We start from the raw sequence: 21,601 nt of genomic DNA, 5'->3' as shown, positions 1-21,601 counted from the left end.
CCTTAAGTTCGGAGCATGGAAGGTAGGGTGGTGTTGCTCCTAGGCTCTCAATAAATCAGGGCGTTGCTCAAACGGCAAGCATCCGTCTGCGCACTTCTGCCGCAATGGCTTCGGTTTCACGAAACGGCGTCTGACGCACTGGCGAATGGCTGTCCAGATCATGCAGCAACCCGGTCTCGCGAAGGCTTTGATGAAAACGTGCAAGCTTGCCCGGTAGCGGTAAGGACACCAGCGTTTGCACTGTACAGCCAACCGAGCAGGCTTCGCTGAGCATATTCACGGAATCGGGTGTCACCACTAGCCGATCAGCCCAACCCAACACGCCGGGATAAGGATTGCTGCTGTCGTCCGCCCCCGACCAGAACAGTCCGGGAACATCGCGTACTGCTGCACGTAGCACTTCCATGACGGCATCCGGGGTGCGGCGAGAGGCAAGTATCAGCAGGCTGCCGCCCTCTGCGTGCTGACGCGCCAACAATCGAGCCACCAAATGCCGTGCGTAGTCAGCGTCGATACGGATGCCGCTGCGCGGTCCGCCGATCAACACACCAACGCGGGGGGAGGGCAGTTTGCCAAGCGTTGGCCAGGCTTCGCGGCCATCTTCCAGCCAGGCATCGTCGATGGGGTTCAGTGATCCCAGCGGTTGCAGCACGTTGGTGCCGCTAAGCGGGTCGTGGCGGGGTGTTATGACCGTATCCCAATGCGTGGGGGTGATGCGTGGATCGAGAATCTGTACAGCATGGCAATGGCCGCTCGCCAGTTTGCGCAGCATCCGCGTGAGTAGGGCGGCACTGCGGCCGCAACCGATCGCCACGTCAGGCCACGGCGGTGCGAAGATGTCACGTTGTGCGCGGGGCAGGGCCAGTCGGCCGCCGAGCACGAAGTGGGGCGAAAACCAGGACCAGGGTGCGCGGGGCGATAGCACCAGATGGCGCACTGGCATGCCTAGCCGCTCGGCTAAAGCCAGCGCCTGGCGCTGATTGCCGGCAGCGTGGTCGGTGATGGCCCAGCATTCGCCTGCCGGTGCTGTCTCGTTCACGCGCGGCTCGCTTTCATGATAAGGACCATCCCGGTTAAGACGATTGTCGTCGGATTGTGCACAGTTCGTTCCGCCTGGTTTACCGCTGGGTCATCCCGCTTCCGCTTACACTTTGTACTTCACGCGCCACCGGCGCGCTTCACACAGAGGATACCGATGAGCGATAAGCTTGCCGAGGTGGCACTGGACCAGTTGTTCCGCAACGCACGTACCTACAACGCCTTCCTGCCCAAGCCGGTGAGCGATGAGCAGTTGCACGCGCTCTACGAACTGGCGAAGTTCGGCCCGACCAGTGCCAACTGCTCGCCGATGCGGGTGGTGTTCGTGAAGTCGGCGGCGGCCAAGGAGAAGCTCAAGCCGTGGCTTTCCGAGGGTAATCGAGCCAAGACACTGGCCGCACCCGTCACGGCGATCATCGCCAATGACCACGAGTTCTACGAAAAGCTGCCACAACTTTTCCCGCACGCCGATGCACGTAGCTGGTTCGTTGGCAACCAGGAGCTGATCGAACGTACCGCATTCCGCAATGCGACCCTGCAGGGTGCTTATGTGCTCATGGCAGCCCGTGCGCTGGGTCTGGATTGCGGCCCGATGTCAGGCTTCGACAATGCCGGCGTGGACGACGCCTTCTTTGCCGGTACCAAGATCAAGTCGAACTTCCTGATTAATATCGGCTACGGCGACGCCAGTCGCGATCTGTTCCCGCGTAGCCCGCGGCTGTCGTTTGACGAAGCTTGCCAGGTGGAATAATGCTGATTCTTGCAGAGCTTCCTGAAATGGAAGCTTCGCAGGGCGCCACCCGGGCTATTCGTCCGCGATGATCGAAATCACTGCGGACACCATCTTGACCCCCTATTGATTGAGGCAGGAGATTCTTCAATGCGTAATTTTCGCTATGTGATGCTGGCCGGACTGCTCGGCGCAGCGATGTCGACCCAGGCCGCGCCGGTAACGTACAAGCTCGATCCCGGTCACACTATGGTGCTGTTCAGTTGGAGCCATCTCGGGTTCTCCAACCCCGTTGCGGATATCGGCCTTGGCGACGGCGCGCTGGTGTTCGACCAGCAGAATCCGTCCAAATCCACGGTGGAAGTGACCCTACCGCTGAGCAACCTCGATACGCACGTGCCGGCGCTGGACAAGCATCTGAAGCAGCGGGATTTCTTCGATGCTGACAAGTACCCGACCATCACCTTCAAGAGCACCAGCGTGCAGCCGGTGGACGGAAAGCACTACAAGGTGACGGGTGACTTGACTGTTCGCGGCGTGACCAAGTCGGTCGTGCTCAATGCCACGCTCAACAACGTAGGCACACATCCCATGACCGGTCAGCAGGCGATCGGCTTCAATGCCACCGGCTCCTTGAGGCGTTCCGATTTCGGTCTGGGCGCCTATGTGCCGAAGGTGAGCGACGAGATTCAGCTCACCATTACTACCGAAGGCCAGGCGCCAGAGGCTGACGCTGCGCAGTAAGCGTCCTTTCTCCCTCTCCCTTCAGGAGAGGGGTGAGGGTGCGACCAGCGCGCGAAAACAAAGACTTGTGCGAGAACTGAATTTCTCGCTTCGCACGGACCCTCAGGCCTGCAAGCACCCTCTCCCGGGAGAGGGGTTCATCCATCCGATGTTTTGCAAGCTATCGATTAGTGTGATCTTCCCTGGGCAGCAGTGGGCCTTCGCCGGTATGGTAGCGTAACAAGATCGGGGTGCACCCTGTGATGGCAGAGGGGCAAATGCCGTCAAGGCCCTGCTACCATTGTTAGTCCCAAGTTTCATCCGGAGCGTGCCCATGTCGGGTTTCCTCACCAACGCTAAGCCCATACTGGCGAATGCCGAAAATCGTTACGAAGTGACGCGTTCGGACCTACCGTTGTCATGTCCGATGCCTGGCATGGCGTTGTGGAATTCCCATCCGAAGGTCTATCTGCCTGTCGCTGAGGATGGCGGCGAGTCTGTATGTCCTTACTGCGGTGCACGTTATGTTCTGCGCGACTGAAGCGCGGGCGGACATCCTGGTGCATAAGGCGCTACACGGCACGATTGGTGCTTGTTCTGTTGGATGAGAGTCGCGAATGAGGGAACCATGTCCGTTGCCGCCACGCCGGTCAGGGTGCTGACTGTTGTGCAGCTCATCCCTGCGCTGCGCGCAGGTGGGGCGGAGCGTTCAGTGCTGGAGGTGGGACAGGCGCTGGTGCAGGCCGGCCATCGTTCCGTTGTGATCTCCGCCGGTGGTCGCATGACGGCCCAGCTCGAAGCGGAAGGCAGCGAGCACATCACCTTGGATATAGGGCGCAAGTCGCTGTCCACGCTGGTCAAGCTTGGACGGTTGCGGCATCTGCTGCGCGAATTGAAGCCGGATGTTGTCCACGTCCGTTCGCGATTGCCGGCCTGGATGGGCTGGTGGGCAATCAGGGGCCTGTCGCCCCGGCCCCATTTCATTACCACTGTGCATGGACTCAACTCGCCCGGAAGCTATAGCGCCATCATGCTGCGCGGCGAGCGCATCGTGGTGGTCTCGCAGACGGTCCGCGATTACCTGATCAGCCATTACCAGACGTTGGATATCGCGCGTATCCGCATCATTCCGCGTGGCATCGATCCGGAAGTCTTCCCCTATGGTCACCGCCCGGACGAAGCCTGGCAAAAGGCTTTCTTCACCGAATTTCCCAGTCTGGCTGGTGCGCCGCTGCTCACCTTGCCTGCTCGCGGCACGCGCCTGAAAGGCCATCACGACGCGATCGAGCTGGTCGCCGAACTCAAGCAGCGCGGCATCGAAACGCGCCTACTGCTGCTAGGTGTGATCGAGGCCGGTCGCGCGGACTATGTGCGCGAATTGCAGGGCCTGATCCATGCCCGCGGCATCGCTGGACAGGTTGTGCTGACCGCACCGCGTGAGGACGTGCGCGATATCTACCCCATGTCCTCGCTAATCTTGCAGTTGTCGAACAAGCCGGAAGCTTTTGGCCGCACCGTCGTGGAAGCTTTGTCGTTATGCCGCCCGGTGCTTGGTTACGCTCATGGTGGTGTTGGCGAGTTGTTGGCCGAACTCTATCCTGCCGGCCGTGTGCCGCCGGGTGATCGTGAGCGTCTGGTAGAGCGTGCGGCTGAATTGCTGCGCGTGGCACCGCCTATTCCTCCGCTGCAACGCTATCGCCTGATCGACATGCAGCGCGCCGCCCTGGCGCTTTATGAGGAAGTAGCGGCCTAAAGGGACTCGCCTACAATGCATGGATCCCAGTTCCGGATTCGGCATGAACTCCTTTTCCTCCACGCTGAAGACCCTGTTGCACCCGCCATGGCTGCCGCTGTGGGTGGTGGTTGCGTTGCTGCCGTTCGGGCGGAGCGCCGAGCTGGGTACCTTCCTGTGTGTAGTCGGCCTGCTGCTGGCAGTGCGTCGTGATCCAGGGGGATGGCGTGCGAACGCTGGAGTTCGTCTGTTGGTGCCATTGCTGGCTTGTTATATCGGTGCGGCGCTACTTTCGGCGTTCATGGCGATCATGCCGGGCAAGAGTTGGGCCACCGTGTTGGGCTTGCTTCGCTATGTCCCGCTGGGCGTGTATGCCTGTTATGTCGTATGCGATCAGTCGCGCCTTCATGCTTTCTACCTTGCGATCGCGGTTGTCATCGCTTTCTGGATGCTAGACGCCTGGATGCAGATGCTCACGGGGTGGAGCCTTCGCGGCCACGCCCAGCTGGAACGTATCTCCGGCATTTTTGGCGCGGACGATCCCAAGCTGGGCCCGACCTTGGCCGTGCTTTCACCCTTTGCATTGTGGGCCGCACGGGAGCGCTGGCGGCAGGGTGGTTTGCTGATCGCATTCCTGCTGTTGCTGGGGCCGGTGATGCTCAGTGGGTCGCGTGCGGCATGGATCTGTTTTGGGTTGGCCAGCCTGATTTTCCTGTGGCGCGAGGTTGGTTCGCCGTTGCGCTTTGTCGCGGCCTGCGCAATGGTGGCCTTGGTCTTGCTGGCGGCCGGTGGTATCGCCTGGAAAACCTCGACACGCTTCGACGCGCGCATGCAGCGTACCTTGGCCGTTCTGGGCGGCAACGCGCAGGATCTCAATGAAGCGACGACCGGCAGGCTGGAGATCTGGCGCAACAGCGTGGTGATGATTGCGGCCCATCCTGTTACGGGTGTCGGTGTGCGGGACTTCCGTTACGCGTATCCGCAATTCGCGCCCGCCAATGATCACTTCCTGGTGGCGGAAAGTTGCGGTGAGGGCGCGGGTGCCTGTCACGCGCATCAGATCGTCTTGGAAATTCTTACCGAGACGGGCATCGTCGGCTTGCTGTTATGGCTGTCAGGCGTTGGTCTGGCCTGGCGAGCGTGGCGGCGTGCAGGCAAAGCCGGGCGCGCCGCGGCGTTTCCGGTGACGGTATCGCTGACTGTGATGCTGTTTCCCATCAATACCCACCTGGCTTTCTATTCGGCCTGGTGGGGTTTGCTGTTCGCCTGGCTGCTGGGCCTGTGGTGTGCGGCGCTTTATGCTGTGCGAGAGGGACCGCTCCATGGCGCGTGAACCAATTTCAACCATCATTGAGAATGCGGACAAACTCATCCGCAATCACCCGGGTGTTGAAGTGGCGGTCGACAAAGTCGCGTGCAGCCACGCCCATGGGTTCACGCACTTCCGGATCGCACATCCGCAGAATGGCATTGCGCCATGCCACGACATTGCCGGATGGCAACAGCAGGCCGGTGACGTTTGGCGAGAGGGTTTCGGGAACGCCGCCAACATGGCTGCCGAGCACCGGCACGCCAGCCGCTTGTGCTTCGACGGAGACGCGGCCGAAGGTTTCGGAGGCGATCGAGGGGAAAGCTAGCATCGAGATGGCGCTGTAATACGGATGCACGTCGTCGATCCAGCCAAGCATGTGATGCCGGTGTGCGAACGAGCCGGCTTCGATGCGTTCGCCAAGTGCTTGCGAACCCGTGCCGTGCCCCAGCCACATGCAATGCAGCCGCGGTTCCTGTGCCATCGCGCCATCGAGTGCTTCGAGCAGGGTAAAAATGCCCTTGGTTTCGTGCATGCGGCCAAAATAGCCGAGCACGATCGCATCTTGCGCAATGCCCTGCTTGTGCAGGATCTCTTTGCGCCGCTCCACATCGGGTTGGCACCACGCCATGTTCACCGGGTTGTACAGCACACGCACCCGTTGTGGCGGCACGCCGCGATCGAGGTACGCCTGGCGAGCATGGTTGGAGACTGCAAAAAAACGCTGCGCCAGGCGTGGCACCAGATAGCCGGAGAAGCGGCCCATCGCCGGAGTGCGATGACGGAACAGTGCGACCGGTACCCCTAGCAAGCGGCTCGTCAGGATCAATGGCCAGTATTCCTTGCCAAAATTGCCAACCAGCCAATCCGGCTCGAGATCACGCGCCGCCTTGAGCGTGGCGTAGTAACCACGCAGGTCAAACGCGTTGCGGAATTTGGCCGGATAGAGCCGTGCACCCGAATCGGCCAGGTTATTGGCGATCAATCCATCCGGATACACCACGGCACTGACCTGATGTCCTGCTTCGATCAGGGCCTGCACGAGGGCAACGAAGTGTGTGGCCGCTCCGGTGTTCTCCGGGTTGGTGCCGACGAAGAGAAATTTCATGCGCGACGGTTCTCGTAATGGGTAAAGGCACGCATGGCGAACTGCGGCAGCATGTGGTGTCGTGCTATTTGCACGCGTGGTAGGCGCCACAGGTCCATGCCTGCGGCAGCGCGTCCGCGCTGGGTGGTGGTGGCGGCGTCGTAGCCAGTCGAACGAGTGACGTCGGCAACGCGGTCGTCCATGTCGCCATAGGGATAGCAAAACTGGGTAACCAGTACGCCCAAGTGATCTTCCAGATCCGCCTTGCTGCCGGCGATCTCATCGCGCAGTTGCGCATCACTGCATTGGGTCAGGTGCGGATGGCTGCGGGTATGCGCACCGATCTCCATGCCGCCGTCGTGCCAGGCACGGAGTTGCTCGGGCGTCATGAGTGGTTTGCGGATGCCGAGTTTGTCCGCATCCCAATTGTTGTAGCGGCCGATACTGCCGCTCACGACGTAACAGGTGGCGGTAAAGCCATAGCGCTGCAGCACGGGCAGCGCCGATTCGAGGTTGTCGGCGTAGCCATCGTCCAGCGTGATGACAGCAATGCGACCTAGCTTCTCGCCGCGCAGGTAAGGCATGGCGTTGGTCATGGAGAGGCCCATGTAGCCCATCCGCTTGAGCAGCCACATCTGTCGTGTGAAGGCGCCAGGACTCACGTACAGGCTACGCCAGCGTCGCAGGTCGTTCGGCGCCTGGGCGATGTTGTGGTACATGAAAATCGGGCAGGTCTGTGCCTTTGATCCCTCAGTAGCGCTCATGCGCACCCCCTGTCATTCGGACACAAAAGCTTACGGCAATCGGTGCCACGAGCTGATATGGCCGGACACTTGGTGGAACGGTGGTTGGGCATGCAGACAGGTGCGGGAACAAGCCAACCTGCTTATCTACCGGGCAAGGCTGTCGCTTGCCTGTCGATATTCAATAAATCGGCGGAAAGCCTTCGGGCCGCGTTTTGAAGCGCTTGTGTACCCAGAGGTATTGCTCCGGCGCTTCCCGCACCATCTGCTCGATGCTGCGGTTGACGCGGGCGGTATCGGCCTCGGCATCCTGGCTGGGCAGGTTCTCCAGTGGCGCACCGAGTTTGAGTACGTAACCCTGACTGCCGGGCAGGCGGCGGTGGAAGAAGGGGATCATCACCGAATGGGACATGCGCGCCAGATGGTGGGTGGCGGTGATGGTCGCGGCAGGGACGCCGAAGAAAGGTACGAAGACGTTGTCCTTGCTGCGCATGTCCTGATCCGGCGCATACCAAAGCGTGCCTCCCGTGCGCAGGTATTTCACCGTGCCGCGGATATCGTCCTTCTCAAACATGGCGCGAGCATAGCCTAGGCGCGCGCGCAGCACGGTCCACTCGAATACCGGGTTGTCCATGCGCCGGTACATGCCGGCAATGCGGATGCGCTGCGAGACCAGCCGCGCGCACAGCTCCAGGTGCGAGAAGTGACCGCCCACCAGCAGTACCCCGCGCCCAGCGGCATGTGCAGCTTCGAGGTGTTCCAGACCTTCGAACCGCACTGGAATTTTCGCCATGGCGCGATCAGAACCCATCCAGCCCAATGCGAATTCGATCAGCATCAGGCCGATGTCGCGCAGGTGCGCATCCACCCGCTTGGCTTGCGCCTTGGCATCAAGCTCGGGAAAGCAAAGCGCAATATTGGTGGTAGCCACCTTGCGCCGTGGCGACGGATAACGTTCGATTACCGCACCCAGCCCGCGGCCCATCGCCATCAGCATGCTGAAGGGCAGCATGGCCAGCAGTTTCATGACACTCACACCGATCCACGCTGGCCAGAGGTGTGGGGAGAGCAGGGCGCAAGTAAAGACAGGTCGGGGCGTTCCAGGCATCCGATGCATTGTAGTGGCTGGAACGAAGGAGCAGGGTGAGCGTCCAAACAATGGCCGACGTGTAAGAGCTTGCATCTTTGCCACTCAACCCTCGTCCCTGGGCCCGTATACTTCCGCGTCCCAGCTAGGAATGTCCGTTGCGCTACCTTTATACGATACTCATGTACCTCGCCACGCCGATCATCGTGATGCGGCTGTTGACGCGTGGCATGCGCTACGGCAATTATCACCAGCGCTGGCCGGAACGCTTCGGCATTTTCAAGGCGCCAGATCTGCATGGCAGCATCTGGGTGCACGCCGTATCAGTCGGTGAGGTCAATGCGGCGGAGCCGCTGATTAAAGCATTGCGGGAGGGTTACCCCAATGCACCGCTGGTGGTGACCACCGTGACACCGACCGGGTCGGCGCGCGTGCAGCAGTTGTTTGGCGATGGTGTGTTTCATGTGTACCTGCCTTACGACCTGCCGTTTTCCGTGCATCGGTTCCTGCGGCAGGTACGACCGCGCCTGGCGCTAATCGTGGAAACCGAGATCTGGCCGAACCTGTATTTCGGCTGCTATCGGCGGGATATTCCCTTGATGATCGTCAACGCGCGCCTGTCTGGGCGTTCACTGCGAGGCTATGCACCGATGCGTGCGTTGTTGCGTTCGGCTTTGCGCTGCGTGCGCCAGATTTCCGCGCAGTCACGCACCGATGCGGCGCGTTATCGACTGCTGGGGGCTGATCCTGCGCTGGTCACGGTCAGCGGCAATCTGAAATTCGACATGCCGGTGCCAGAGGCCGCCTTGGAAGGTGGCGAGATTTTCCGTCAGCAGTGGGGACATTTGCGTCCGGTGTGGATTGCGGCCAGCACGCACGAAGGCGAAGAATTGGCCGTGCTGGAAGCGCATCTGGGCATACTCAAGCGCATACCGGATGCCTTGCTGCTGATCGCGCCACGCCATCCGGAACGCTTTCGCCTGGTCGAGAATTCGGTGCGCGGGCTTGGTTTTGCCACGGCAACGCGTAGTGCCGATCGTGTGCCGGGATCCGCGCATCAGGTTTTCCTGATCGACACCATGGGCGAACTGATGCCGTTCTTCGCGGCGTCGGATCTCGCTTTTGTCGGTGGCAGTCTGGTGCCGATTGGCGGTCATAACGTACTGGAGCCTGCGGCATTATCCAGACCAGTGCTGGTAGGGCCACATACCTTTAACTTCGAGGAAATTACGCTGACCCTGATCCGCGGTGATGGCGCCAAGCGCGTGCTGCAAAGCGAAGCGCTGGGTGCGGAAGTGTTGGAGCTGCTGCTGGACGAAACGCGCTGCAAACATATGGGACGGCAGGCGCGTGTGGTATTCGACAGTGAACGCGGTGCGGTAGGCCGGGTGATGCAGCTGATTGATCACATGCTGCAGGAATGAAAAATGTCTGCTGCCACGATGTTACGGTAAAAAGCTGTCAGGTGAACTTCAAGCTAAACAAGAGGTTAGGGGTATTTTCACTTCTTGTCTTAACTGCAATCCTTGTACTTGAAAACCGTATAAGGGTCGATGTAGTCGAAGCGACAGCGTGTTGTAGAACAGGGTTGCATGGAAACTCAGGGCGACAGGGTTGCATTTGGTGCGAGCCGTTTCAACGCGATGCCTAAGGCTCGGTCGTCGAACAGCCTGTCTTTGCGCGCAGCCGCATCAGGGTCACCGTGCCAGTGGCGCAGGCCCTCACGCACGGCGGGCAGCGTCGGCTGGACACCTTCCCTCGTCAGCAACCAGTCCACCGTCGCCAGCAGTTCCATACCAAAGGGCGATTCGAAACCGTCGATCAAGGCCGCTGTGGTTTCCAGTGCGGGGGCGTATTCCTTGGCCTCGCTCTTAAGGTAGGTCTGGACGAAGGTTTTGCGCCCGTCGTCGAACCAGATCACGTCTAGGGGGTCAGCGTCGCCGATCCGCTTGTCGCAATGTAGGTAGCTGCCATCCAGCCCTTCCAGCAGGTGGCGCAGACGGTCGGCGTAGGGACCGTACTTGTGTGACACAAAGCGCAGATCCAGGGGTGTCAGGCCTGCGCGCTCGATGCTACGTTCCAGAAACCACGCCAGCTTCTGGATTTCAAGCAGGCTGCATTCCATGCCCAATACCCAGTAGCGGCGCACCAACTCGGCGATCAGAGCGCGGGCCGGGGTCAATTTCTCGACGCCTTTGCCCTTGGCCACGTTCTGGTACTTCTGGGTTGGCTCGAACACGATGATTTCGGTATCGAGGCCAGCCAGAGCCTCCTCGATTTGTGGGCGCACCTCGGCCCAGTCTAGCCCGCCATTGCCTGCACCCAGCGGAGGGATGGCGATGGACTTGACCTCATTCTCGATCAGGAAGCGGCGTAGGTCTTGCAGTCCTTCGGCGATCCATTCGATCTTCGAATCACCCCGCCAGTGCTGCTTGGTGGGGAAGTTGATAATCCAGCGCGGGCCATTCAGTTCGTTGACTTCGGTGACGAACATTTTGCCTGTGCGCACTTCCTTGGCTTTGCAGGCCGTGGCGTAGCTGCGGAAGTTTTCGGTAAAACGCTCCTTGAACATCAGCGCGATGCCCTTGCCCATCACCCCAACGGTGTTGACAGTATTGACCAGCGCTTCGGCGCGGGCCTCTAGCAGGTTACCTTGCGTGAACGTGATCATCAGAAATACCACCCGGTGCGGACATAAACCGGCAGGTTCAGGTTTCGAGCCTGAAGCTGCTGCTCGATGGTTCGCATCAATTTATCTGCATAACACACAATGCCTAGAGCCTGTCGTCATGAGGTGTTGAAATATGGTTAACTACCCGCCATCGAATCTTGCTGGATGGAATCCTCTGTGACTGCAGCCTATCGACGCCATGACATTTCCGATGAAAAATGGGGTTTGCTTGAACCCCATTTGCCGGGTCAAGCGGGCCGATGGGGGCGTGTAGCCAAAGATAATCGGCAATTCATCAACGCAGTGTTCTGGATACTTCGCACCGGAGCGCCGTGGCGAGATTTACCACCCGAGTACGGCGATTGGAAGAATACCCATCGGCGCTTTTGTCGCTGGCGCGATAACGGCACATGGGAAGGTCTGTTGGAACGTGTGATGGATGAGCCGGACTTTGAGTGGCTGATGATCGATGCCAGTCACTGCAAGGTTCATCCTCATGCAGCGGGAGCTCGTGGCGGCAATCAGGGCATAGGTCTCACAAAAGGGGGCGCAACACCAAGATACATTTGGCCGTGGATGCGCATGGTATGCCAGTCCGAATTCTTGTTACAGAGGGTACCCGGGCAGATTGTTCGCAGGCTGCGGAACTGATCAAAGACATTCCTGCTGAGCATCTCATGGCCGACAAAGGTTATGACAGTGATGCCATTGTTGAGCAGGCTCATGAGCAAGGCATGCAGGCGCATATTCCGCCACGTAAAAACCGAAAAGAGCCGCGCGACTACGACACGTACCTGTATCGTCATCGCCACCTGGTTGAGAATGCGTTTTTGTACCTGAAACAGTGGCGTGGTGTGGCGACACGCTACGCGAAGAATCTGTCCTCTTTCCTTGCCGCTGTGCAAATTCGCTGCCTCGTCATGTGGCTCAGAATCTTATGACGACATGCTCTAGCAAGCCAGTGATCGGCAAGTGTCGATGAACCAGCGCTTCGGCCTGATACCGCTCGAATTTGGCAGGGTCGTCCGGATCGCGCCGGAAATCCCTCGCCTGAATCAGTGGCCAGTCGATCTTGTCAAGATCGTTCAGATTGGAATAGAAGTTCGCGCACTGATAGTAGGCGTGACTGTCGGTGAACAGGAACGGCCATCCTTTTGCTGCAACGTGATGCAGGCTAGAAACGAGGATCAATATCTCCTCGTTGAGCCTCTTTTGAATACCTCCCCAACCGGTATGGATGTTGCGCAGCATCGGCGAAAAGGGAGTGAAGTAGAACGGTACGTAGTCGTTTAGAAAGCCGCCGGGTGGCAGGGGCACGGGGTGGTTTGCGCGTTTGTCGATCAGTTCCGGGTTTCCGATGCTCACCCAATTCGGAGCCTGCACACCGCCATTGCCGCAGTGAAGGCCGTTATCCAAAATCCACGGCAGATTGTCGCGGTGCACGATGCGCCAGATCAGCGCCTTTTTAGAATTGAGGTTCGGGTAGAGGTTAACCATTCGCTGGCTCCGCTCTCATGATCAGGCGGTTGTCAAACCCAGGGCGTGAATCGTTACTTGCGGCTGGCATCGGTGACATTCGTTTGAAACGTCCAGCCTGTTTGTTCCTGCGTCGAGAAAACTCGCGCGAGCAGACTGTCCGTGGATACATCGCCGTAGCGGTCAGCCAGCGTAGTACGCAACTTGAGCAACCGGGCATTGGCGGTATCCACCAGCGATCCGAATGTCACGGCACGGACACGGCCATATCTTCGATTTTCGTTGCTAATCTCTTTCTCACGGGCAACACCCGCTGCGACCTTCTGCCCCACAACCCATGCAGAGATGAAAGGGGTGCCAGACATGGCTCCAGATGAAGCGATATCCTGCACGTAGCCATCCGCCTGATTCATTTCCTTGCGAGTCAGCTCAAATCCACCCTTTTTCAACTCGATCACCAGCACGTGTTGCATCTGCGTGAGCGTGCTGTCCGAAGGCTCGAAGGATTCGACTCCCGTCATCTGCCACGTCGTCTTGTCCGGCAAGACGACGATATCGGGGCGATTGCGGTCATTGATGAAGTGCGCTTCCGCATTCTTGAATAGCTCATTGGCTACGGTTTTCAGTGTGACATTCGAGCAATACTCTTGTGACTCGAACTCAGGCCCGAACAGCCACCGTGACCGCAGTATCAACGGATGCAGCGTGTGCAGTTCATCAGTATTCGGATCATCCGCCAAGCGCCGGATAGTCTCGATGACGCTGATGCGGCTGTCGATTTCATCAAGAACGCGCAAAGCATCTTTGACCGTCCATTCGGAGAGTAGCTTGTCCAGGCCATTGACGTCGTCGGCAGGTAATTCCGAGAGTTTTTGAAGCAGCGCCGTACCGCTCTTGGTTTTCTCAAGATGAATGACGGCCTTGACGGCGGTGGCGAGGAAGTCCGGTGAAACGGTCGGATGTTCCTGTGCTACGAGCTTGGTGAATTCTGCGACTTCCAGTCGTGCACCTTGTCCTAAGGTTGCCAGTTCCGTCCGGTTTTGTGTCAGAGCATCCTCGGATGTCGCCTCGACGACTTCTGTAGCAAGCGTTTGGGCCACGTTGTCGATATGTTCGGCAGTGGAGCGGTATAGCTCGCGGACGGCATCGGTCGAGCGGAATGCCGTCCAGTCCTGCTCCACATCGGTTTCGTAGCCCTGCGTATCGACTATAACCTTGTAGCGACGCGCGAAACGGGTGCGTCCATCGAAAGACGCAACCTGCCCGATAGACCACGATGGCGTGCCGACAAGCCTTTGTTGCACCCAGAAAGCCACGCCCTGATGTACCGAAGAATGGTTCAGTCGGGTTGAGTCGATCACGATGACCGTGGCGCTGCGACCGTTCCCGAGGTCAAGTGCTTCTTCGCTGACGCGGCCTGCGATTTCGGAAAACGAACGCTGCGTGTTGTTGACTCGGATTTCAAACTCCGGGTCGTGGACGAATCGCGCGGCCAGTACAGTCAAGATTTCATCGGCGTCCGGCAGTTTTCTCGTCACCTGCACTGAAAGCCGCGTGCCGCTGCCAGTCCGCTGACCAAAGGTTTCACTGCGCAGCACGAAGGGACTGGGGCCGGATTCGGTGCCGACGACGAAGGTTGCCAGTGCGCCGCCCCGCCACGTTTGCACCTTGTATTCGTCGGCAAAGCAAAGTAGTCCGTGCCTCCCAACGCCGTTGCGGCCGTAGGCCCGGCGTGGGCGAGCGGTTCGACCGGACGGAAACTCGACGTTCGATCCCTGATGTTTTTCACGGTCGTAGCGCAGCGTCATCCATCGTTTTTTAAACTGCGCAGGGGTCATGCCATGGCCATCGTCGGTGACGGTCAGCATGCCGCCAGCGACGGCAGGAAGAATCAAATCCACCTTTGTAGCGCCGGCGTCCCATGCGTTCGCCACCAGTTCCGTCAGCGCTACCTGCGGCACGTGCGCGACCTGCCCAAGTTCGCGCAGCAGGTAGTCGTCCTCGAACAGTGCGGTCTGGGATGCGGTATCAGTCATGGTATCAATTCAGCCCGAAATGACGCTCGAAGAACGCCGCGAGCTTGTCCAGCATTGTCTGCTTCCTCGCTGGATGAAAAAAGCCGGGTTTCCCCGGCTTTTTTCTGCGTTGGCTTACTGCAACAGCGAGTTGACGTATTCCATGTCCTTGTAATCGATCGTGCCGGCTGACTGCCGCAGCAGCAGGCGGTTCAATACCAGTTGATGACGCGAAGCCGAGTAGGTGCTTTCGTTCTGGGTCAACTGCTGAATCGCGGTCAGCACGTCCAGCATGATCTGCGTACCCACTTGGAAGCCGGCTTTGGTGGCATCCAGTGCTTCTTGCGCGGACTCCACCGCGGCCTTGCCCGACTTCACCTCGCTGATGCCGGCAATCACCGAGTTGTAGTAATTGATTGTGTTCTGCTGGGTTTGACGGCGGGTCAGCTCTAGCGAGTCCTGTGCTTCGTCGCGTTGATAGATCGACTGACGGACCTTCGACTGCGTGGCCCCGCCAGCGAAAATCGGCACCGACAGCGTCACGCCGATGGTATTGCCATAGCGGCCGTTACCGATGGCGTTGTAGCTGCCATTTTCCAGCCAGGAGGTGCTCTTGGCGCGGCTCAAGCTGGCCGTGATGGTCGGCAGGTGGCCTGCGCGTGCCGCATTGACGCTATGTTCGGCGGCATCGACGGAGTACTGCGCCGACAACACGGTTGGGTTGTTCTTCAGTGCGCTGTCCACCCATTGCTGCGGATCGGCTGGCACGGGTGTATCCATCGGTAGCTCGGGGCGCAGTTTCTTCAACTCGCCGACTGGCTGACCGGTGATCACGGTGAGTGCCTGGCGATCGTTGTCCAGCGTGTTCTGCGTGCTGATGGTGGTCGCTTTTGCCGCCTCGTAGTACGACTTGGCTTGGTACACGTTGGTGATCGCGGCAATACCTACCTTGTACTGTTGCTCGGCCTGATCGTAAGTAACCCGATAGGCTTCCTCGTTGGCTTTGGCGTATTTGAGCTGCTCTTCATCATTGAGAATGGTGAAGTAGGTGGTGATGACGCGGACAAACAGATCCTGTGTGGCGGCTTCGTAAGTCTGCTGTTGCGCATCGGCGGTCGAGTGCGCGGCTTGCAAATTGGCAATGTCCGCCAGATTGAGGATGGTTTGATCCAGCTCCACGCCAACGGAGCGGGTGCGCAGATGTCCCGGGTTCTGGGTAGTGAGCCCACTGAGCGAGCCGGCGCTGCTCTGCTGCTGCAGGCTGTAAGTGCCATTAAGTTGTGGTAGCAGCAGGGCACGTGCCTGCGGAATACCTTCGTGCACGGCAAGGCGGGTAGCGTCGGCCTGCGCTAGCACAGGGTCGTTCGCACGCGCCTGACGGTATGCATCCAGCAAATCCTCGCCATGGCTGGGCAGGGATACTGCAGCCAAGGACAGGGCAAGGGTCAGAAGCTTCAAGCGCATGGTTCGCCTCGTAGGTATCGGGGTCGGTGGCAAAATCAAAAAACGAAACGGCGGGGAGGTTCGGCATTGGCCAGATACGGCAGATCCGTCTCCAGCATGCTTTCCTCCTGATAACGGCCATTACCTTCGTTCGTCAGCAGCACAACCTGCTGCACCGGCGACTCGCCGCGGATGGCGAGCAGACGGCCACCCGGTTTGAGCCAGCCCAGGAAACGATCGGGAATACGATAGACGGCGCCGGTTACCACCATTGCATCGAACGTACCTTGCGGTTGCCAGGCGTTAATGGCTTCGCCGGTGGTGAGCAGCACATTACGGATGCTGGCGGCATGCAGGCGCTGGCCGGCCGTGGCGGTGAAAGCGGCGTGGATGTCCACGCTGGTGACGCGTGCGGCCAGGCTGGCCAGGCAGGCGGTGAAGAAGCCAGAGCCGGTGCCGATTTCCAGCACGTGCTCTTTCGGCTTCAACGCCAGCGCCTGCAACAGACGTCCTTCGAGAACGGGTTTCATCATCACTTCGCCATGCCCGATGGGTAGGCACAAGTCGGCGAACGCGAGCTGGCGATGTGCGGGTGCGACGAAGTCTTCGCGGCGAACGCGACCCAGTACGTCGAGCACGCGGCCATCCAGCACCTCCCAGGGGCGGACCTGGTTTTCAACCATGTTTTGACGCGCCTGATCGAAGTTCATCGCCATGAAAGACAAGCCTATGTGGATCGAAAAAAGATCAAAAAGGATAAGCGTTTAGACCCTGTTTCGACAATGGTTTAGGGTGCGGGCAGGGCCCTGTTGCATGAAGTGCCGGAAGTCATCGCAATGATCTGATGTAAGTCATGCAAATCTCTGGGTTGTCCGGCCGCGTTCCAGCCACATGACCAGCAGCAGGCGCTGGGCCTTGTGATAAGCGGCGCTAAGCGCCATTTCTGGGGTAGTTGCGCACATCGGACAATTATTCGGTATGATCCAAAAAATAATTAAACCGATCCGTATAATAAATTGAGTTTTTTGATTTGTGAAGGTGCTTCCATGAACTCGATCCTGCTGACTAAACCGCACGGGCCTGGCCGTCCGAAGGACATGGAAAAGCGTGCGGCGATTCTCGACGCCGCCAAGGCTCTGTTCATACGCAACGCCTTCGCCGGCACCAGCATGGATGCCATTGCCGCCGAAGCCGGTGTATCCAAGCTGACCGTCTATAGTCACTTTGGTGATAAAGACAACTTGTTCCGCGAAGTGATTCGCGCACGTGTCCAGGACTTGCTCCCCGAAGAGACCTACGGCTTTGATCCGAGCGTTGATATCGGCGACACGCTTCACCGCATTGCCCAAGTGCATGCCCGGTTCGATTGCGATCCGGAAACCGTGGGCACCTTCCGCGCCATTCTCAGCGACTGCCGCCAGGGCAATCCGCGCTACGGCAAGTTGATGTGGGAAGAAGGCCCCATGCGCAGCCGCGCACTGCTAGAGCGTCTTATGCAGCAGGCGGTTGATGCCCATAAGCTGGATATCGAAGACGTATCGCGTGCTGTTGTCCAGTTCATCTCGCTGATTAAGGGCGACATGATGATGCGCCGCATGTTCGGCTGCGCTGAATGCGTGCAGACCTATGTCCGCGAAATCGAGGAAAACGCCCGCGCCGGCGTGGTCATGTTCTTGCGCGCCTACGCGCCGCGCTGAATCGTCGTACTCGTTTCCCACCCACCTTCGTGGTCAAATAGCCTCCTGGAAGCGGGGGTGCCGGCTGCAGTCGGCTGAGAGAGTCCCTTCGAACCTGATCCGGTTAGCACCGGTGGAGGGAGCTTCGCCACACAGAACATCGTGCATTGGCGCCATCGCTTCAGGATTCCACTTCAGCACTGGACGAATGCCGATGAATGCCTTGCCCTCCGATCTCGTGCGTGCCGCACAAGAACTCTCCGAAGCAGTGACGCGCCCGATTCCTGGTTCGCGCAAGATCTACGTGCAGGGCGGTCGTCCCGATCTGAAGGTGCCGATGCGCGAGGTCGATCAGGCGCAGACCCCCACCTTGTTTGGTGGCGAAACCAACCCGTCGATCACGGTTTACGACACATCCGGTCCATACACCGATCCGAATTACGCTGTCGATCTGGCCGGCGGTCTTCCGGCTCTGCGTGCGACATGGATTGCCGAGCGCGGTGATGTGGAACAGTTGACGGGCCTGAGTTCTGCTTTCGGTCGCCAGCGCGCCGCGGATGCCAAGCTCGACGAGGTGCGTTTCAGCCATATCCGCGTGCCCCTACGCGCCAAGGTCGGCGCCAACGTTACACAAATGCACTACGCACGTCGCGGTATCGTCACGCCGGAGATGGAGTACATCGCCATCCGCGAAAACCAGCGCATCGAAGCCTTGCAGAACAGCGTGCTGCGTAAGCAGCATCCGGGCGAATCCTTTGGCGCCTCGCTGCCGAAACTGATCACACCGGAATTCGTGCGCGACGAAGTAGCGCGCGGCCGCGCCATCATTCCGGCCAACATCAACCATCCGGAAAGCGAGCCGATGATCATCGGCCGCAACTTCCTTACCAAGATCAACGCGAATATCGGCAACAGTGCCGTATCCTCCGGTATCGCGGAAGAAGTGGAAAAGCTGGTGTGGTCGATCCGATGGGGCGGCGACACCGTGATGGATCTATCTACCGGCAAGAACATCCACGAAACACGCGAATGGATCATCCGCAACTCGCCGGTGCCGATCGGCACCGTGCCGATCTACCAGGCGCTGGAAAAAGTCGGTGGCGTGGCCGAAGAACTTACTTGGGAACTGTTCCGCGACACCTTGATCGAGCAGGCTGAGCAGGGCGTGGATTACTTCACCATCCATGCGGGCGTGCTGCTGCGTTTCGTACCGCACACGGCCAAGCGCGTCACCGGCATCGTTTCGCGCGGCGGTTCGATCATGGCCAAGTGGTGCTTGGCGCATCACAAGGAGAATTTCCTCTACACGCATTTCGAGGAAATCTGCGACATCATGAAGGTGTACGACGTGTCCTTCAGTCTGGGCGATGGTCTACGTCCCGGCTGCGTGGCGGATGCCAACGATGCCGCGCAATTCGGTGAGCTGGATACGTTGGGCGAACTGACTCAGATTGCCTGGAAGCACGACGTGCAGGTGATGATCGAAGGCCCCGGCCACGTGCCGATGCAGTTGATCAAGGAGAACATGGAGCGCCAGCTGGAGAAGTGTCACGAAGCACCATTCTACACGTTGGGGCCACTCACCACCGACATCGCGCCTGGTTACGACCACATCACCAGCGCCATTGGTGCGGCGATGATCGGCTGGTTCGGCACCGCCATGCTCTGCTACGTCACGCCGAAGGAACACCTTGGTCTGCCTAACAAACAGGATGTACGTGATGGCATCATCGCCTACAAGATTGCTGCGCATGCGGCCGATCTGGCCAAGGGGCATCCTGGCGCACAAGTGCGCGACAATGCACTCAGCAAGGCGCGCTTCGAATTCCGCTGGGATGATCAGTTCAATCTTGGCCTGGATCCGGACAAGGCGCGTGAATTCCACGATGAAACCTTGCCGAAGGATGCGCACAAGTCCGCGCACTTCTGTTCGATGTGTGGTCCGAAGTTCTGCTCGATGAAGATCACCCAGGATGTACGCGATTATGCGGCTGAGCATGGCGTGGATGAAGCTGCTGCGCTCGATGAAGGTATGGCCGAAAAGGCGGCGGAATTCCGCGCACAGGGCGCTGAGGTTTATCACAAAGCGTAATACCCGCATTCTCTCCCCTCCTCATTGGGGAGGGGCTGGATCAAGGTCCAGAGTGGGGACGTCCTGAGCCTGGCAAGCAGAAGAACGGGAACAGTGTTCCCATTACCAGCGCTCGCCAGAGGTCGACTACACCCTGAAACAAGACAGGGGGCGAACCGCTGGCAAAAAGAAACGGCGCATCACCCAGGGGTGATGCGCCGCTTTTACGTGATGAACAAGATCGAATCAGTCTTTGTGCTGTTTGTGGCGTTCCACGCCGGCAAGAATCTCGGCCTTGGCCTCAGCGGCGCCGGCCCAGCCTTCAATCTTCACCCACTTGCCCTTTTCCAGATCCTTGTAGTGCTCGAAGAAGTGGCCGATGCGCTCCAGCCAATGGCCCGACACGCCTTTGATGTCTTCGATGTGAGCGTAGCCCGGGAAGATTTTCTTCGACGGAATGACCACCAGCTTCTCATCCGAACCGGCTTCGTCGGTCATCTTGAGCATGCCGACCGGATGGCAGCGAATCACCGAGCCCGGTACCAGCGGCAACGGCAAGATCACCAGCGCGTCCAGCGGGTCGCCATCGCCACCGAGGGTACCTGGCACGTAGCCGTAGTTGCAGGGATAGCGCATGGGGGTGGACAGGACACGATCCACGAAGATGGCTCCGCTGGCCTTGTCAACTTCATACTTGACCGGCTCGGCGTCCTTCGGGATTTCGATGACGACGTTGATTTCATTCGGCACATCGCGGCCGGCGCTAACCAGATCCAAGCCCATCGGGCACTCCTTACGTGTATCCAAAAATGTGGAAAGCCTCTCAGGATACGGCAAAGCTTGTCGCGGCGCACCAAGATCGGGTTTCGCAAGTTCTCATCACAATGATTTCTGGAACGGACGTTCCCGCAGCCATTTGGTCGCGATCCATTTCTCGCCCTTCTGCACAGGCAGGCCGGCATGCAAGGAAGCTGTATCGCCTGTGTCGTAGGAGAAATAAACGGCTGAGCCGCGTAGCGCCGTTACGGTCAGTCCGACCTCCGGAAACGCTGTGCCACCGCCTGCCGCGGGTGTATTGAGATACATCACCAGGCTGGCGATACGCTGGCCACCTTTAGCGGTGATGGCCGCGAAACCGGGTTGTTGCGGATCGAACCAGTCGTAATGGGGCTCGTACTGTTGGCCTGGCAGATAGTGCAGCACCTGCAAACCCTCGCCATGATCGATTGGAATGCTGAGCAGGGTTGCAATGCGCTGCTCGACCTGCCTGATCAGCGGTGATTCGCCGATCGTGAAGAACATGCCTTCGCTGGTGCGGCGTGCATCGATCTGCTGTTTGCCGGAAGTGTCAACGGTTTTCGCGCGCTGCAAGCGAGGCTTGGCTTCTTCGATCAGTGCGTCACATTCCTCGGGGGAAAGCAGATTGCCCAGTATCCGCAATGCGGGTGAATCGACGCTCAGGGGGACATCGATGATGCGCCCATCGACCGCAACTTGCGGCGCCTCCGGATGGTGCGTGCGACGGCCTTGCGGTTGCTTAGGCGCATGGACATGGACGTCGAGTGCTGTGATCGGCATGTTGAGCACGCTGGCGACAATACTGCGGCTCTGGCGTGGATCGTAGCCGGTTTCCTGCATCAGCTTGAGGACGGTTTCGACGCTATGGCCGGCGTGGGTGGTGGAAAGGATCCACTCGCGAAGTTCAGGGCGAATCGTGGGGCGCGATGTCATGGCAAGGAAGCAAGTGAAGAGAGAATGGCGAGGTTATTCTATCCCTCGCCACCCGGCCCTTATGCACCA

At 59.2% G+C, this 21,601-nt stretch carries 20 protein-coding genes and 1 riboswitch; of the genes, 9 read left to right on the top strand and 11 right to left on the bottom strand.

Annotated features, from left to right (window positions below; translation table 11 throughout):
- Positions 1-67: 67 nt before the first annotated feature.
- Positions 68-1,039, bottom strand: a complete 972-nt coding sequence (locus tag EO087_RS09210; protein ID WP_240669007.1) for a mitochondrial fission ELM1 family protein — start codon at positions 1,037-1,039, stop codon at positions 68-70.
- 156 nt (positions 1,040-1,195) lie between these two features.
- Between EO087_RS09210 and EO087_RS09205 the strand changes: the two genes are divergently transcribed.
- From EO087_RS09205 to EO087_RS09185, 5 genes are all read left to right on the top strand, one after another.
- A complete protein-coding gene (locus EO087_RS09205) occupies positions 1,196-1,789 on the top strand; it encodes a malonic semialdehyde reductase (RefSeq protein WP_128898610.1) in 594 nt (197 codons plus the stop codon).
- Between the two features lie 129 nt (positions 1,790-1,918).
- Entirely contained in the window at positions 1,919-2,512 is a 594-nt protein-coding gene (locus EO087_RS09200; protein ID WP_128898609.1) for a YceI family protein, read from the top strand.
- Positions 2,513-2,825: 313 nt separating this feature from the next.
- Complete coding sequence (locus EO087_RS09195) at positions 2,826-3,032, top strand: zinc-finger domain-containing protein (protein WP_128898608.1); 207 nt, start codon at positions 2,826-2,828, stop codon at positions 3,030-3,032.
- Positions 3,033-3,119: 87 nt separating this feature from the next.
- Positions 3,120-4,244, top strand: a complete 1,125-nt coding sequence (locus EO087_RS09190; RefSeq protein WP_128898607.1) for a glycosyltransferase — start codon at positions 3,120-3,122, stop codon at positions 4,242-4,244.
- 43 nt (positions 4,245-4,287) lie between these two features.
- Positions 4,288-5,556, top strand: a complete 1,269-nt coding sequence (locus EO087_RS09185) for an O-antigen ligase family protein (RefSeq protein WP_128898606.1) — start codon at positions 4,288-4,290, stop codon at positions 5,554-5,556.
- 7 nt (positions 5,557-5,563) lie between these two features.
- Here the strand turns inward: EO087_RS09185 and EO087_RS09180 are convergent, their stop codons facing one another.
- The 3 genes from EO087_RS09180 to lpxL form a co-directional block, all read right to left on the bottom strand.
- Complete coding sequence (locus EO087_RS09180) at positions 5,564-6,640, bottom strand: glycosyltransferase family 4 protein (protein WP_128898605.1); 1,077 nt, start codon at positions 6,638-6,640, stop codon at positions 5,564-5,566.
- The gene (locus EO087_RS09175; RefSeq protein WP_240669006.1) at positions 6,637-7,383 is read right to left on the bottom strand and encodes a polysaccharide deacetylase family protein; all 747 of its coding nucleotides are present in this window, start codon (positions 7,381-7,383) and stop codon (positions 6,637-6,639) included. Before EO087_RS09175 ends, EO087_RS09180 begins: the two co-directional genes overlap by 4 nt.
- A gap of 160 nt (positions 7,384-7,543) precedes the next feature.
- Positions 7,544-8,479 carry an LpxL/LpxP family Kdo(2)-lipid IV(A) lauroyl/palmitoleoyl acyltransferase gene (gene lpxL / locus EO087_RS09170; protein ID WP_128898604.1) on the bottom strand — a complete coding sequence of 312 codons (936 nt, stop codon included), beginning with the start codon at positions 8,477-8,479 and terminating at the stop codon, positions 7,544-7,546.
- A 128-nt stretch (positions 8,480-8,607) separates the two neighbouring features.
- Between lpxL and waaA the strand changes: the two genes are divergently transcribed.
- Positions 8,608-9,873, top strand: coding sequence for a lipid IV(A) 3-deoxy-D-manno-octulosonic acid transferase (gene waaA, locus EO087_RS09165; protein WP_128898603.1), 1,266 nt, complete (start codon positions 8,608-8,610; stop codon positions 9,871-9,873).
- A 176-nt stretch (positions 9,874-10,049) separates the two neighbouring features.
- On the opposite strand, the gene EO087_RS09160 is transcribed toward waaA, so the two are convergent.
- On the bottom strand, positions 10,050-11,120 hold the full coding sequence (locus EO087_RS09160) for a macro domain-containing protein (RefSeq protein WP_128898602.1): 1,071 nt from the start codon (positions 11,118-11,120) through the stop codon (positions 10,050-10,052).
- A gap of 165 nt (positions 11,121-11,285) precedes the next feature.
- On the opposite strand from EO087_RS09160, the gene EO087_RS09150 reads away from it, so the two are divergent.
- Positions 11,286-12,061 (top strand): IS5 family transposase gene (locus EO087_RS09150; protein WP_240669003.1). Its coding sequence is split into 2 segments (ribosomal slippage): positions 11,286-11,655 and positions 11,655-12,061, totalling 777 coding nucleotides; the frame shifts between segments, so codons are not numbered across the junction.
- On the opposite strand, the gene EO087_RS09145 is transcribed toward EO087_RS09150, so the two are convergent.
- The 4 genes from EO087_RS09145 to EO087_RS09130 form a co-directional block, all read right to left on the bottom strand.
- Positions 12,048-12,617, bottom strand: coding sequence for a DUF4433 domain-containing protein (locus EO087_RS09145; protein WP_128898601.1), 570 nt, complete (start codon positions 12,615-12,617; stop codon positions 12,048-12,050). The two genes, EO087_RS09150 and EO087_RS09145, sit on opposite strands and share 14 nt — an antisense overlap.
- Positions 12,618-12,670: 53 nt before the next feature.
- The gene (locus EO087_RS09140; RefSeq protein ID WP_128898600.1) at positions 12,671-14,632 is read right to left on the bottom strand and encodes an ATP-binding protein; all 1,962 of its coding nucleotides are present in this window, start codon (positions 14,630-14,632) and stop codon (positions 12,671-12,673) included.
- A gap of 114 nt (positions 14,633-14,746) precedes the next feature.
- Positions 14,747-16,075: a TolC family outer membrane protein gene (locus EO087_RS09135; RefSeq protein ID WP_128898599.1), complete on the bottom strand. Its 1,329-nt coding sequence runs from the start codon at positions 16,073-16,075 to the stop codon at positions 14,747-14,749.
- A 35-nt stretch (positions 16,076-16,110) separates the two neighbouring features.
- Positions 16,111-16,770, bottom strand: coding sequence for a protein-L-isoaspartate O-methyltransferase (locus EO087_RS09130; RefSeq protein WP_128898598.1), 660 nt, complete (start codon positions 16,768-16,770; stop codon positions 16,111-16,113).
- A 330-nt stretch (positions 16,771-17,100) separates the two neighbouring features.
- Between EO087_RS09130 and EO087_RS09125 the strand changes: the two genes are divergently transcribed.
- Together EO087_RS09125 and thiC are read left to right on the top strand one after the other, a co-directional pair.
- Complete coding sequence (locus EO087_RS09125) at positions 17,101-17,751, top strand: TetR/AcrR family transcriptional regulator (RefSeq protein WP_128898597.1); 651 nt, start codon at positions 17,101-17,103, stop codon at positions 17,749-17,751.
- A gap of 43 nt (positions 17,752-17,794) precedes the next feature.
- A riboswitch (TPP riboswitch) is annotated at positions 17,795-17,889 on the top strand.
- A gap of 55 nt (positions 17,890-17,944) precedes the next feature.
- Positions 17,945-19,822 carry a phosphomethylpyrimidine synthase ThiC gene (gene thiC / locus EO087_RS09120; RefSeq protein WP_128898596.1) on the top strand — a complete coding sequence of 626 codons (1,878 nt, stop codon included), beginning with the start codon at positions 17,945-17,947 and terminating at the stop codon, positions 19,820-19,822.
- A 225-nt stretch (positions 19,823-20,047) separates the two neighbouring features.
- Here the strand turns inward: thiC and ppa are convergent, their stop codons facing one another.
- Both ppa and EO087_RS09110 read right to left on the bottom strand, forming a co-directional pair.
- Positions 20,048-20,584, bottom strand: coding sequence for an inorganic diphosphatase (gene ppa, locus EO087_RS09115; protein WP_128898595.1), 537 nt, complete (start codon positions 20,582-20,584; stop codon positions 20,048-20,050).
- Between the two features lie 96 nt (positions 20,585-20,680).
- The gene (locus EO087_RS09110) at positions 20,681-21,532 is read right to left on the bottom strand and encodes a 2OG-Fe(II) oxygenase (protein WP_128898594.1); all 852 of its coding nucleotides are present in this window, start codon (positions 21,530-21,532) and stop codon (positions 20,681-20,683) included.
- Positions 21,533-21,601 lie beyond the last annotated feature (69 nt).

Origin of the sequence: Dyella sp. M7H15-1 (assembly GCF_004114615.1) — a bacterium.
Classification (GTDB): Bacteria; Pseudomonadota; Gammaproteobacteria; order Xanthomonadales; family Rhodanobacteraceae; genus Dyella_B.
Note: the sequence above shows the minus strand (reverse complement) of the source record. Positions and strands in the feature narration are given on the sequence as shown.